This window comes from Corynebacterium sp. 32222D000AT (genome assembly GCF_053546955.1).
This window is the reverse complement of the sequence record NZ_JBPPVW010000002.1, coordinates 87,508-100,573: the sequence shown is the minus strand read 5'-3', so window position 1 is coordinate 100,573 and position 13,066 is coordinate 87,508. Positions and strand designations below refer to the sequence as shown.

The window sequence follows — 13,066 nt, the reverse complement described above, 5'->3', positions numbered from 1 at the left end:
CGCTGACACAGAGTTAAAGGGGCATCGCTATAACCTGCGATGCCCCTTCATCCTAACTCACACCCCTGTGATTAGCCTCCTTTAACGACGGTGACCTGCCAGCCGGCATCGCCGGCGCGGTGGAAGTCGGTGATGCGGTGGCCGGCATCGTTTGCCCAGGCGGGGATGGAGTCGGTGGCCTGGGTGCAGTCGAAGTCGATGACCAGGGCCTCGCCGGTCTCCAGCTCGTCCATGACCTGCTTGGCCTCCATCAGCGGGAAGGGGCAGACCGCGCCCAGTGTGTCCAGCGCGTAGCGGCCCTGCCCCAGCGGGCGCGCCTTCTGGGTGGACGTACTCACCTGGGGCTTGAGCGCGACGGCGCCGGTGGCAACAGGAAAGGGCTGGTGGGTGGTGGCTGGGGCGTCGCGAAGCACGGCGTCTTCGGCCGAGGCCGGGGACTCGGCCGCGCGGTGGGGCTTGAGCCACAGCTTGGCGCCGACGGCCACGCCCAGGGCCATGAACAGCAGGGCGACCCAGCCCTTGAAGCTGAACAGGGAGGTCTCCACCATGCCGTTGCCGACCGTGCAGCCGCCGGCCAGGGACGCGCCCACGCCCATCATGATGCCGCCGGCCACGGCGCGGTAGGCGGTCTGCGCGTCCGGGACGCGCACGCGGAACTCGCCGGTGGCCTTGGCCGCGAGGAAGGCGCCGATGAACAGGCCGACAACCAACAGCGTGCCCCAGTTGAGGTACTGCCCGTCGCCGGTGGTGCTATACCGCATGACGTCGGCGGTCGGGGTGGTAATGCCCAGGCCGCTGTTGCGCCCAGTGGCGGCGGACAGCGGGAAGGCCACGGTGGCGATGAGGCCTACCAGGATGGCGGCGGTGTTCAGCGACAGCGGGCGGGCCCACCAGGGCTGCCCCAGGTCGTAGCTCGGGCGGCCGGCGTCCTTGCGGCGGTAGTGGCGCCACAGCCCAAAGGTCACGGCCCAGACCACAGCAACCAGCAGCCAGGGCGTTACCCCCAGCGCGCCGTGGATGGTCGTCAGCGGCATCTCCCACTGCTTGAACCAGCCGTCGACCTCGGCCAGCGGGCCGGATTTCATCGCCGCGGCGGACAGGCCGTAGAGCAGCAGCGCGATCCAGGAGCCGACCAGGCCCTCGGCGGAGCGGTACCACGTGCCGGAGGCGCAGCCACCGGACAGGATGATGCCCAGGCCGAAGATGAATCCGCCCACGATGATGGCCACCGGGGTGAAGTTGGCGACCTCGGGCTGGATGACGCCCAGGCTGGTCAGCAGGGTCAGGCCGAAGGCGTGCACGGAGATGAGGATCATCAGCGCGGTGAAGCCGCGCCAGGTCTTGTTCATGAAAATATCGCGCAGCATGCCGGTCACACAGAAGCGCCCGCGCTGCAGGACGGCGCCGAAGACGCCGCCCACCAGAAGTCCGGAAATCAACATGGCGCCTAGCCTATCCGGCACTAGACGGGATTGTCTAGCATAAGCAGACTAAGCAGTAGCCGCGGGCTGCTCGAGTTGTGGTAGACATCAATATCCTGAATGATTAAGCCTCGTGTCTAAACCTGAGCCTGAATCCTCGCCGACCTCGTCTACCTCGTCCGCAGCCTCCAGCAGGCCGCAGCCGCGCAGTGCCGGCCCGGCCGGCAGCCCCGGGCCCGCGGTGGGCCTCTACCCCCACAACATGCACCCGGGCCTGGTCCCGGGCATCGGCGTGGAAGACCAGCGCAACACCTTCGGCTTGGACAAGGTCATCTTCGGCGTGACGGCGGTACTCGTCGTCGGCTTCATTGCCTGGGGCGTGATGCTGCCGGACCAGGTGGCGCAGACGGCATCGGCGGCGTTTGGCTGGGCGATTACCAACGCGGGCTGGCTGCTGAACATCACCATGATCCTGGCCATCGTGGTGATGGCGTACGTGGGCCTGTCGAAGCTCGGCCGTATCAAGCTGGGCACCGACGACGAGCAACCGGAGTTCGGTTTCTTCTCGTGGGTGGCGATGATGTTCGGCGCGGGTATCGGCGTCGGCCTGTTCTTCTACGGCCCCTCCGAGCCGCTGAGCTACTACCTGACCCCGCCGCCGCACACCGTGGACGAAGGCGGCACGGTCGAGGCCCTCCACCAGGCGGTCGCGCAGTCCCACTTCCACTGGGGTATTTCCCCGTGGGCGATGTACTCGCTGGTCGGCGCAGCGATCGCCTATTCGTCCTACCGCCGCGGGCGCGTGCCGCTGGTGTCGTCCATCTTCAAGCCGCTGTTCGGCTCCAAGGACACCGACGGCCCGCTGGGCAAGGTCATCGACATCATGGCGCTCATCGCCACACTGTTCGGCACCGCCGCCACCCTGGGCGTTTCCGCCGTACAGATCGGTCAGGGCGTGGAGATTATCTCCGGCGCCGGGCCGCTGCCCAACCGAATTCTGCTCATCATCATCGCCGTGCTCGGCGTGGGTTTTGTCATCTCCGCGGTCTCCGGCGTCTCCCGCGGCATCCGCTACCTGTCCAACCTGAACATCACGCTCACCCTAGCGCTGGTGGCCTTCGTCTTCATCACCGGCCCCACCCTGCTGCTGCTCAACCTGCTGCCGTCCGGCATGGTCACCTACCTGGACGAGCTGCTGCCGATGATGTCGAAGTCGCTGTCCTGGGGCGATGAGACGGTCGAGTTCCAGTCCTACTGGACCGCCTTCTACTGGGCCTGGTGGATCGCCTGGGCGCCGTTCGTCGGCATGTTCGTCGCGCGCATCTCCCGCGGGCGTACCCTGCGCCAGTACGCGGCGGTGACCATCCTGGCGCCAACCATCATCCTCATCCTGGCCTTCACCATCTTCGGCGGGACGTCCATCACCTTCCACGACGCCGGCATCCCGGGCTTCGACGCCGACGCCTCCGGCGAGGCCGTCCTGTTCAACATGTTCAGCAACCTGCCGCTGGGCACCATCACCCCGTTCATCCTGCTGGGCGTGCTGGCCATCTTCTTTGTCACCTCGGCGGACTCGGCCTCGGTCATCATGGGCACCATGGCCTCGAAGGGCAACCCCTCCCCGAACAAGGCCCTGGTGGTCTTCTGGGGCCTGTGCATGATGGGCATCGCCGTGGTCATGCTTCTGACCGGCGGCGAGGAGGTCCTGTCCGGCCTGCAGAACCTGACCATCCTGTCCGCACTTCCCTTCTGCGTGGTGCTGCTGGTGATGATGGTCGCCTTCATCGTGGATCTGCGCAGCGACCCGATGTTCATCCGCCGCCAGTACGCGCGCACGGCGGTGGAAAACGCGGTGATCCGTGGCATCGAGGAGCACGGCGACGACTTTGAGTTCTCCGTCGAGGAAGCCTCCGACGGGCGCGGCGCCGGCTCCGACTTCGACTCCGCGGCCGGCCGCTACACCCGCTGGTACCAGCGCACCGACGAGGCCGGCGACGCCGTCGACTACGACTTTTCCACCAACACTTGGTCCGACGGCTACGACCCGAAGCACGACGCCTCGCACCCGGACTACATCGGCGACCAAGAAGACCACGCCGGCCAGGCCAACGGGAAAGCCCAGAAAGACTAGCGCCGTAGTGGCCAGGCTTACAGCGCTATCCCGCCCGGGCTGGAGCGGGCGCCGCTAGGCTTTCAAGGTATGGGCCTTCCCGCAGACGTCGTCCTCGACGGATTCACACTCATTGACCAGCACCGCGTCGACCACGAGTTCTTGCTGAACGGTTCGCCGTTTTCCATCCAGACCCCGCTGTGGTTCGCCGCCACGATGGTAGGCATCGTCCTGGTGGCCGTCGGCCTTTTGTGCTGGGCCTTCCGCCGCGGCAGCCGCGCCGGCATCGCCACCACCCTGGTGGTAGGGGCGGTGCTGGCCACGGCGAAGCTGTGGTGGCTGGCCATCTCGCTGGTCCAGCAGTTCGACGACGGCCAGGTCTTTGGCTACGCCCTGCGCTACTACCCCACCTACTGGGGCGCGGCCGGGTGGGCGTCGGTGGTGATAGCGGCCATCGGCCTCGTCGCCGCGCTTATCGTCCTCATCATTGGCCCGCGGGGCCGTCGCCGTAGAAGGCCGTAACCTCCCGGCGGCGGGCATCGATGAGCAGCTCGCCGCCGTAGGGGATGACGTACTGAGGGCGCTGGTGCCCGATGGGCAGCCCTAGCACCCGGGTTAGATCCGGGTTATAGGCGCCGACCTGCTCGGACATCTCGGCCAGCAACGCGTGTGCTTTCGCCGGATCGGGACTCACCTGCCCGCCGGGGCCGGTCACGGAGTGCGGGGGCAAGGCCAGGGCGAGGGCCGCGACCGCGTCGAAATACCCCGCCTCGCCTAGGGCACGCACGAGCTTGCACACGTTGCCATCTCCGAGCGGCTCGTCGGAAAGCTCGAGGAACATAACGGCCCCCGCAAGCTCGGACGGCTCCGGAAGCTGCCCCATCGCGGCCAGCTGCACCAACGTCTGGAGGCATCCTCCCCACGTGCGACCGCGCACTGCCCTGCGGGCCCCTTCCCAGACATAGGGCGGAAACTCCACGCGGTTACCGTAGCTGTCCAACGCCCGCGGATTCTGCCACTCAACGCCGCGGACTTCATATGCCGCGGGCGCAGACAGTTCTATTGCTCCCCGACCAGCCACGGCGGCACCCAACGATGCCACGTGTTCCGGATCCATCCCCGGCCCTGGCCCCACCTGCACCTGGGTGGAGCCGCCGTAGAACGAGCGCTTCCCCAATCGGCAGAGGAAATTGTGAATGGCGGTGTTGTCACTGTAGCCGATGAAGGGAACAGCGCTGCCGGCCAGCGCCTCAGGGTCCAGGTGGCGCAGCAGCCGGATGGAGTCGTTGCCGCCGGCTACGGCCAGCACCGCCGCGCACTCAGGATCCGTCATCGCGTGGTTGATCTCCGCCGCGCGCTGCTCGGGGCTAGCCCCGCCCCAAACGGAGGCGCCCTCCTTGATCGGCAGGCGGAATAGTTCCTTCACGCGGGCCATGGCCTGCCGGTGAACTGCGGGGCCGATGACGGAGACCGCCACCGACGGCGCCACGACCGCAACGTAGCCCTTGCCGTTGATGACTAATGAATGCAGTTCAGTCATGTTGTTCTGCCTTCACTTCTCTATAGTCCCGCATCCAGCACCGTGATGACGATGTGGATGCGGCTGCGCGCCGGCAGCTTGCGCAGGATGTGCTGGACATGGGTTTTGACCGTGGTGATGGAGACGAACTCGGCCGCGGCGATCTCGGCGTTGCTCAGCCCCTTGGCGACTAGGCGGGCGATTTCTAGCTCGCGCTCGGAGAGGTTGGCCAGCTTCGCACGCGCGGCGTCCTGCTTCGGGGTGGCCTTGGGCTCGGCTTCGAGCAGCGATCCCACCACCCCGGGCGAGAGGATCTGATGGCCCTCGTGCGCGGCGCGCACCGCGGAGGTCAGGGCCTTCGGCGGGGTGTTTTTGAGCAGAAATCCCACGGCCCCGGCGCGCAGGGCGGCGGCGATGAACTCGTCGGTGTCGAAGGCGGTGAGCATGATGACCGGCACGGCTGGGTCGATCTTTTCCACCGCGGCGATGCCGTCGAGCACCGGCATGCGGATGTCCATGAGCACCACGTCGGGCTGCAGGTCGGCGACGACCGCCACCCCGTCGCGGCCGTTGCTGGCCTCGCCGACGACCCGGATCTCCGGATCGGATTCCACCACCAGCTGGACGCCGCCGCGCACCAGCTCCTCGTCGTCGACGATGACGACCCTTATCATTGCGCCTCCTTTAGCGGCAGGGTGATGCCCACGCAGAACTCGCGGCCCTGATGGATGTCCAGGCTACCGCCGACCAGCTTGAGCCGCTGGCGCATGCCGTCCAGCCCGCGGCCGGTGCCTGCCCCCTTCGAGCCTGCCAGGAGCGGGTTGCTGACGCGGCAGGTGTAGGTGCCGGCTTTGGGCTCGGTGGCCTCGACCACGGTGACCGGCTGGCCGGGCGCGTGCTTGCGGGCGTTGGTCAGGCATTCCTGCAGCGCGCGGGCCCGGGCCTGGGCAGCCGCGGTGGACAGGCGCGAGGTGGCGCCGTCGCTGGTAAAGGTGATGGCATCGCCGGCCTCCTGAGCGGAGCTTATGATCTCGCGGACGCCGGGGCCGGGGGCCTGCCGCGAGGTGATGGACCGCAGTACCTCCCGCAGGTCGTCGACGGCGTGGGCGGCCTCGGTGCGGATGGTTTCGGCAGAGCGGCGCTGCTGCTCGGGGCTCAAGTCCTCGCGCTCGGCCAGGGCCCCGGCGTAGAGGGAGATCAGGCTGAGCCGGTGCGAGAGGCTGTCGTGCAGGTCGCGGGACAGGCGCTCGCGCTCGACGGTGGCGGCGGCCGCGAACCGGGCGCGCTGGTCCCGCTTGCTGGCCGCGCGCCCCATGCCAACGAGCAGCATGGGCACCATGACCACCGCGAGCGCGGCCAGGAAATACCAGTCGTCCAGGGGCGGGGCGCCGCTCGGGTTAAACGCCCAATCCACCAGCACACCCCCGACCATCGCGAGGACCCCGACCACGGACCACCGCGTGGAACCGCGCCCGACCAGGGAGATAAACGCCACCGCGGAGGAGACGCAGCCGAAATAGGAGAAGCCGGCCAAGGCCACCAGCGCGCTGCAGACCAGCGCTGACCGGGGGCCGGGGTGGGCGGAGTCTTCCTCCGGATCGTGGCGCAGGCCGATAAACAGCAGCGGCCAGCCCAGCGCGCCAAAAAGCGCCATGATAGCCACGTAGGCGTTGAACTCTGGCGTGTCCGCGACGGGCGAATCCTCCAGGTCAATGCCCACCAGCACCAGGCCCACCACCAGGTCGCACAGGGCGCACAGCACAACGATGCCTATCCGGCGCACGGTCTCCGGTCCCACAGTCATGGGCTCAGTATAGGCCGCGGCCCCGGCCGCGAAATCCTCCCCGGGGAGGAGACTCCGCGGCCCAAAACCTGACACCGTAGAAGGCATGGACGAATTAACGCAGAGTTCTTTTCACCGTGTGCTGCCGGGCAGGTGGTGGCGCCCGCTGCTAGAAGCCGCAGTCTTCATCGTTATCGCCGTGGTCTTCTTCTTTGGCTTCGCCCTAGTCGCCGGGCTCAGCCTGGGCGGCGAGGCTATCGACGCTATCGATGACATGTCCCGGCCCGGCCCCTTCGCCGTCAGCCTGGGGCTTCTCATCGCTCTCGGCGCCGCCGCCTGGGTGGCGGCGAGCATCTGCCGGCGCGGCCGGAACGTGCCCGCCGCCCGGCGCGGGGCCCGCGGGCTGTGGTCGGTTGCCGGCCGCGTGCGCTGGGGGCTGGCCGGCCGGGCCGTGCTGCCGGCCGTGGTCGCCTGGGCGGTGGCCTACCTCCCGATCACGGTCATCGAGGGCAATTCCCCGCGGTGGGATTCCACCGCGGCCGTACTCCTGGCCCTCACGGTGACGCTGGTTCCGCTGCAGGCGCTCAGCGAGGAACTCGTCTTCCGCGCACTCCTCCCCCAGTGGCTGGGGCGCTGGATCCGCTCGCCGTGGCTGGCCTACCTGCCCGGCTTCGGACTGTTTATCGCCGGGCATGCCTACGATGCCAAGGGGCTGGCCGCCATCGCAGTCTTCGCCGCGGCCGCGACCGTGTTGACGTGGTCCACCGGCGGCATCGAGGCCGCCGCGGTGGTCCATGCCGTGGGCAACGTGTTGGCCTTTAGCTCCGCGGCTGTGGGCATTTCGGACCCCAATAACGTGGAGGTGAGCTGGGCCTCCGTCGCCGCCGAGGTCGTCTTCTCCGTGGGCGCGACCGTCTGGATTCTCTACCTCGTGCGCCGCCGCCCGCAGCTGGTGGCGGCTAGCCCTGCTGGGCTGCCTGTCGGGCCGCGTGAATGGTCGGCGACGGGAGCAGCTCCTCAGCCACCAGCCGCTCAAAGGCCACCCCGGCAAGTGCGGCGGCCTGATCGCCCAGAATAGAGTCGTCGAAGCGCGCCAGCGGCGAGTGGTTCCACTCGCGCTTGGACTGCGGGGTCTCCGGGTTGGCGGTGCCCAGCCAGACGAAGGTGCCCGGCACCTGCTGGAGGACGAAGCCGAAGTCCTCGCTGGCCATCATCGGCGAGCGCATAGGCACCACCCGGTCCGAGCCGAACTGGCGGGACCACACGCCCGCGGCGAAGGCGTTCTCGCGCGGGTTGGTCTTGGTGGTCGGATAGAGGATCTCGAAGTCGATGTCCACCGCGCAGCGGTGCGCCGCCGCCACGTTCGAGGCCACCTCGGTGATGACCTGGCGGACGCGGTCGATGGCGGCATCGTCAAGCACGCGGACCGTGGCGGAAAAACCGCACTTGTCCGGGATGGCGTTGATGGCGCCGTCGCCGGCCCAGAGGTTGGTTACGGTGATGACCACCGGGTTCATGGCGTCGAAGCGGCGGGTGACGGCGGTTTGCAGGGCCACCTGGATTTCGGCCATGGCGGCGACCGGGTCGATGGCGTCGTGCGGGCGGGAGCCGTGGCCGCCCTTGCCGTGGACGGTCAGCCGCAGGTTGGACGAGGAGGCCATCAGCGGGCCGGGCACGTGGTAGAAGTTGCCGTAGTCCTGCGGGCCGACGTGGATGCCGTAGGCGGCCACCGGGCGGCGCCCGGCGGCATCCAGCACGCCTTCCTCGATCATGGGGCGGGCCCCGCCCGGGCCTTCCTCGCCGGGCTGGAACATGAAGATGACGTCGCCAGGGATCTCCTCGCGGTGCTGGCTCAGCAGCTTGGCCGCGCCGACCAGCGCGGAGGTGTGCAGGTCGTGGCCGCAGGCGTGCATATAGCCGTTGGTGGCCGCGAACGGCGAGCCAGTGCGTTCGGCGACCTCGAGGGCGTCCATGTCCGCGCGCAGTAGGACGGAGACCGGGTGCTCGCCGCGCTTGCCGCCGCGCAGGACGGCCACCACGGAGGTCACCGAGACGCCCGTGGTGATTTCCAGCGGCAGGCCGGAGAGCTCCTCGAGCACCTTGGCCTGGGTATAGGGCGTGTGGTTGCCGATCTCCGGGTTCTGGTGCAGGTCACGGCGCAGCACCTGCAGCTGCTCGAGCAGCTGCGCTCCGTCCTCGCGCAGGACCTCGCCGGCGGGGCGCTCGCCCAGGGTCGCCTGCGTGACCGGCAGCGGGGGCAGCTGCTGGCCCTGCCGGGGCACGGACTGTTCCGGGGAGGGCTGCCGGTAGGGGCCGGTGCGGTAGGCGGTTCGCGGGTCCTTTTGGTGCGGGGACTGAGGCACCGTCATCGTGACTTCTCACTCCTTGTTACTGGCGTTTAGCAACCGAGCGTACCAAGTTTTTCTCGCTTACCCTTTTATCTCACTTGTATACACACTAATCTACCTTTTATGAGACGTATAACACTTTTTGCCCTCGCCCCGCTCTTCTTCGTCGCCGCCTGTTCCTCAGGTGAATCCGCCCAAGACACCCCCACCCCCGAGGCCGGCAGCACCGTCACGCAGGAATCCAGCGCGGCGGAGAACTCCGCCCAGTCCTCCACCCAGTCCAGCTCGAAGGCCAAAGAAAAAAGCTCCAAAGCCGGCGATGCCGACGCCGAGGCCTCCGCCGACAACACCGCGGCTGCCGACAGCACCCAGGAACCCGCCGCCGAGAACAACCAGGAAGCCGGAGCGGGTGCCGGAGCCGGCGCGAGCAACCGCGCGGTCGACTACGTTGCCTCCGACTACATGGATCTGGTCATGCACAATCCCAACCCCGGTCAGACCGCCACCGTGGCCGGCACCTACTACGAGGTCTGCATCTTAGGCGACGGCTTCGGCATTAACACCGTCCTGGCCGGCGAGAACACCAGCTGCGAGTTCGGCAGGGCCGTCTTCGACGCCCAGACCGCCGGACACAACCCCACCGGCGAGAACGTCCGCGACTTCTACCAGCCGGAAATCTCCGTGGCCAGCCCGGCCACTGGCCAGACCTATAACATGCAGTGCAGCGTGTTGGGAGATAAGTCCATGGAGTGCACCGGCGGGAATAACGCGCGCGTGGTGTTCTACTAGTCGGAGTCGGTCGACAGCGCGGCGACGAAGGCTTCCTGCGGCACGGAGACCGAGCCGATGGACTTCATGCGCTTCTTACCGGCCTTCTGCTTTTCTAGCAGCTTGCGCTTACGCGAGATGTCGCCGCCGTAGCACTTGGCGAGCACGTCCTTGCGCATGGCGCGGATGTTTTCACGGCTGATGATCTTCGAGCCGATGGCCGCCTGCACCGGCACCTCGAACTGCTGGCGCGGGATGAGCTCTTTGAGCTTCTTGGTCATCTTGTTGCCGTAGTGCTGGGCGTGATCGCGGTGCACGATGGCCGAGAAGGCGTCCACGGGATCGCCCTGCAGCAGGATGTCCACCTTGACCAGGTCGGCCAGCTGCTCGCCGGCCTCCTCGTAGTTGAGGGAGGCGTAGCCCTTGGTGCGGGACTTGAGCATGTCGAAGAAGTCGAAGATGATTTCGCCCAGCGGCATGGTGTAGCGCAGCTCGACGCGGTCCTCGGACAGGTAATCCATGCCGCCCATCTGGCCGCGCTTGGACTGACACAGCTCCATGGTGGGGCCGACGAATTCCTCCGGCACGATGACCGTCATCTTCACGATGGGCTCGTAGACCTCGCCGACCTTGCCGCCCGGCCAGTCGGAGGGGTTGTGCACGATCTGTTCTTCCCCGTCCTCCTTGACCACGCGGTAGGTCACCGACGGCGCGGTGGAGATGAGATCCAGGTCGAATTCGCGCTGCAGGCGGTCGCGGGTGATCTCCATGTGGAGCAGGCCCAAGAAACCGCAGCGGAAGCCGAAGCCCAGCGCCACGGAGGTCTCGGGCTCGAAGGTGAGGGAGGCGTCGTTGAGCTGGAGCTTGTCCAGCGCGTCGCGCAGGTCCGGGAAGTCCGCCTGGGAGATGGGGAACAGACCGGAATAGACCATCGGCTTCGGGTCCTCGTAGCCGCGCAGCGGGTTGTCCGCGCCGTTTTTGGCCCAGGTGACGGTGTCGCCCACCTTGGTCTCGCGCACGTCCTTCACGCCGGTAATCAGGTAGCCGACCTCACCGGGGCCCAGCCCCTTGCAGGAGGTGGGCGTGGGCGAGACGATGCCGATGTCCAGGATCTCGTGCTCCACGCCCGTGTTCATCATGAGCACCTTCTGACGCGGCTTCAGGGTCCCGTCCATCATGCGGATATAGGTGACCACGCCGCGGTAGGTGTCGTAGACGGAGTCGAAAATCAGCGCGCGGGCCGGGGCATCCGAGCCGCCCTCCGAAGTCGGGGCCGGCACCAGGTCGACCAGGCGGTCGAGCAGCTCGACGACGCCCTCGCCGGTCTTGCCGGACACGCGCAGGACCTCCTCCGGCTCGCAGCCGATGATGTTGGCCAGCTCGAGGGCATACTTATCCGGATCGGCAGCCGGCAGATCGATCTTGTTGAGCACCGGGATGATTTCCAGGTCGTTTTCCATGGCCAGGTAGAGGTTGGCCAGGGTCTGGGCCTCGATGCCCTGGGCGGCATCGACAAGCAGGATGGCACCCTCACAGGCCTCGAGCGCGCGGGAGACCTCGTAGGAAAAGTCCACGTGGCCCGGGGTGTCGATCATCTGCAGGACCATCTGGGTGCCCGCCAGCTCGCCCGACTGCGGGACCCACGGCAGGCGCACGTTCTGGGCCTTGATGGTGATACCGCGCTCGCGCTCGATGTCCATGTTGTCGAGGTACTGGTCGCGCATGTCGCGCTCCTCTACCACCTTGGACAGCTGGAGAATGCGGTCGGCCAGGGTCGACTTCCCGTGGTCGATATGAGCAATGATGCAAAAGTTCCGGATCTTGGACGGATCCGTGAACGTAGTGGCCGCAAAATTCTCAGACAACGATGTCCCTTAATCTCCTCGAGTAAATAGGTAGTCCGTCCCAGCTTACCCAAGACACGGGCGCTACCGGCAAGTAGGATAGACACATGGTTAACCCCGAGTCTGCTCGCACCTCCTCACCCTCCTGGGGCCGGAAAGTCCTGCACGCGCTGGGCGTGGGCGACAAGGAACCCATCGACAAGGGCCTAAGCCACATCAACCAGAGCCTGGGCCTGCACGGACACCACACGAGCTGGGAGCCGCGCAAGCCCGCCGACATCCGGGTGGAGGCCACCCAGGACCGCGCGCGGTCCATCTTCTTCGCCCCGGACATGGACGGCCAGGCCGACTCCGGGGAGGTCGTCTGGGTCTGGGCGCCGACCGGCGGGGCGCAGTCCCCGCCCACCGAGCGCGCGGTCCTCGTGGTCGGCCGCACCCGCACCACGGTGCTAGGCCTGCTCATCTCCCCCAACCCGGAGCACGCCGAGGACGATTGCTGGCTGGAGATCGGCTCCGGCGAATGGGACGAGTCCGGCCGCCAGTGCTGGATCCGCCTGGACCGCCTGCTGGAAATCAGCGAGGAGCAAGTCCGCCGCCAAGGCATCCTGTTCCCGCAGCGCCGCTTCGAGCGGATCGCCAACCGCCTGCGCGCCGTCTACCACTGGGCGTAGGCGCTAGAGTGCGTTTTGTCCGGGCAGGCACCCGGCTGCTAAGATAGCCGGGTTACTTGGACTCCGGGCGCGTCGGCCGGGCGGGCAGGACCTTGGGTTCGCCTTGTACGCCGGCGCCGCGGCTGCATCTGTGGCCTGGAGCCATGTCCGGAGAGTGCCCCAAGTTTCGTTGTCAATCAGATCGATTACTTAAGAGGTATTTTCAGCTATGGCTAACATCAAGTCCAAGCAGAAGCGCGTCATCACCAACGAGAAGGCTCGCCGTCGCAACAAGGGCATCCGCTCCGCGGTCCGCACCGAGATCCGCAAGTTCCGCGAGGCTGTCGCCTCCGGTGACAAGGCTGCCGCTGAGAAGCAGCTGCGCGTTGCTTCCCGCTCCCTGGACAAGTCCGTGTCCAAGGGCGTGTTCCACCGCAACACCGCTGCTAACAAGAAGTCCGGCATGGCTAACGCCTTCAACAAGATGGCCTAGGCCCACCCCGGCTTCATAAATACTGGCCGCCGGCCCGCACGGTAAGGAGGATTCCTCCCCGCGGGCTGGCGGCCTTTATTTTTAACCCTCCAGGCGAACACCTGTTCCCCGCAAGGCGGGCCGCGCGGCC

The 13,066-nt window shown here is 67.2% G+C and carries 12 protein-coding genes; 6 read left to right on the top strand and 6 right to left on the bottom strand.

Annotated features, from left to right (window positions below; genetic code table 11):
* Positions 1 to 71: 71 nt before the first annotated feature.
* The gene (locus ACEE23_RS01540) at positions 72 to 1,442 is read right to left on the bottom strand and encodes a YeeE/YedE thiosulfate transporter family protein (RefSeq protein ID WP_448871897.1); all 1,371 of its coding nucleotides are present in this window, start codon (positions 1,440 to 1,442) and stop codon (positions 72 to 74) included.
* 241 nt (positions 1,443 to 1,683) lie between these two features.
* On the opposite strand from ACEE23_RS01540, the gene ACEE23_RS01535 reads away from it, so the two are divergent.
* Together ACEE23_RS01535 and ACEE23_RS01530 are read left to right on the top strand one after the other, a co-directional pair.
* Entirely contained in the window at positions 1,684 to 3,552 is a 1,869-nt protein-coding gene (locus ACEE23_RS01535; RefSeq protein ID WP_448871910.1) for a BCCT family transporter, read from the top strand.
* A 69-nt stretch (positions 3,553 to 3,621) separates the two neighbouring features.
* Complete coding sequence (locus ACEE23_RS01530) at positions 3,622 to 4,053, top strand: hypothetical protein (protein ID WP_368520311.1); 432 nt, start codon at positions 3,622 to 3,624, stop codon at positions 4,051 to 4,053.
* On the opposite strand, the gene ACEE23_RS01525 is transcribed toward ACEE23_RS01530, so the two are convergent.
* From ACEE23_RS01525 to ACEE23_RS01515, 3 genes are read right to left on the bottom strand one after another with little or no spacing between them, the layout of a single operon-like run.
* Complete coding sequence (locus ACEE23_RS01525) at positions 4,016 to 5,071, bottom strand: LD-carboxypeptidase (RefSeq protein WP_368520312.1); 1,056 nt, start codon at positions 5,069 to 5,071, stop codon at positions 4,016 to 4,018. The two genes, ACEE23_RS01530 and ACEE23_RS01525, sit on opposite strands and share 38 nt — an antisense overlap.
* A 20-nt stretch (positions 5,072 to 5,091) precedes the next feature.
* On the bottom strand, positions 5,092 to 5,724 hold the full coding sequence (locus tag ACEE23_RS01520) for a response regulator (protein WP_368520313.1): 633 nt from the start codon (positions 5,722 to 5,724) through the stop codon (positions 5,092 to 5,094).
* Positions 5,721 to 6,854, bottom strand: a complete 1,134-nt coding sequence (locus ACEE23_RS01515; protein ID WP_368521416.1) for a sensor histidine kinase — start codon at positions 6,852 to 6,854, stop codon at positions 5,721 to 5,723. Before ACEE23_RS01515 ends, ACEE23_RS01520 begins: the two co-directional genes overlap by 4 nt.
* An 85-nt stretch (positions 6,855 to 6,939) precedes the next feature.
* Here ACEE23_RS01515 and ACEE23_RS01510 point away from each other — a divergent pair, with 85 nt between their 5' ends.
* Complete coding sequence (locus tag ACEE23_RS01510) at positions 6,940 to 7,911, top strand: CPBP family glutamic-type intramembrane protease (protein ID WP_448871894.1); 972 nt, start codon at positions 6,940 to 6,942, stop codon at positions 7,909 to 7,911.
* Here the strand turns inward: ACEE23_RS01510 and ACEE23_RS01505 are convergent.
* Positions 7,793 to 9,202 carry a M20 family metallopeptidase gene (locus tag ACEE23_RS01505; RefSeq protein ID WP_368521414.1) on the bottom strand — a complete coding sequence of 470 codons (1,410 nt, stop codon included), beginning with the start codon at positions 9,200 to 9,202 and terminating at the stop codon, positions 7,793 to 7,795. The two genes, ACEE23_RS01510 and ACEE23_RS01505, sit on opposite strands and share 119 nt — an antisense overlap.
* 102 nt (positions 9,203 to 9,304) lie before the next feature.
* On the opposite strand from ACEE23_RS01505, the gene ACEE23_RS01500 reads away from it, so the two are divergent.
* Positions 9,305 to 9,970, top strand: a complete 666-nt coding sequence (locus ACEE23_RS01500) for a hypothetical protein (RefSeq protein ID WP_368521413.1) — start codon at positions 9,305 to 9,307, stop codon at positions 9,968 to 9,970.
* Here the strand turns inward: ACEE23_RS01500 and lepA are convergent.
* The gene (gene lepA / locus ACEE23_RS01495) at positions 9,967 to 11,814 is read right to left on the bottom strand and encodes a translation elongation factor 4 (protein ID WP_368520318.1); all 1,848 of its coding nucleotides are present in this window, start codon (positions 11,812 to 11,814) and stop codon (positions 9,967 to 9,969) included. The genes ACEE23_RS01500 and lepA overlap by 4 nt on opposite strands.
* An 86-nt stretch (positions 11,815 to 11,900) precedes the next feature.
* Here lepA and ACEE23_RS01490 point away from each other — a divergent pair, with 86 nt between their 5' ends.
* Both ACEE23_RS01490 and rpsT read left to right on the top strand, forming a co-directional pair.
* A complete protein-coding gene (locus tag ACEE23_RS01490; RefSeq protein ID WP_368520319.1) occupies positions 11,901 to 12,464 on the top strand; it encodes a type II toxin-antitoxin system PemK/MazF family toxin in 564 nt (187 codons plus the stop codon).
* A 208-nt stretch (positions 12,465 to 12,672) separates the two neighbouring features.
* Positions 12,673 to 12,936, top strand: a complete 264-nt coding sequence (gene rpsT, locus ACEE23_RS01485) for a 30S ribosomal protein S20 (protein ID WP_070769038.1) — start codon at positions 12,673 to 12,675, stop codon at positions 12,934 to 12,936.
* Positions 12,937 to 13,066: the final 130 nt, after the last annotated feature.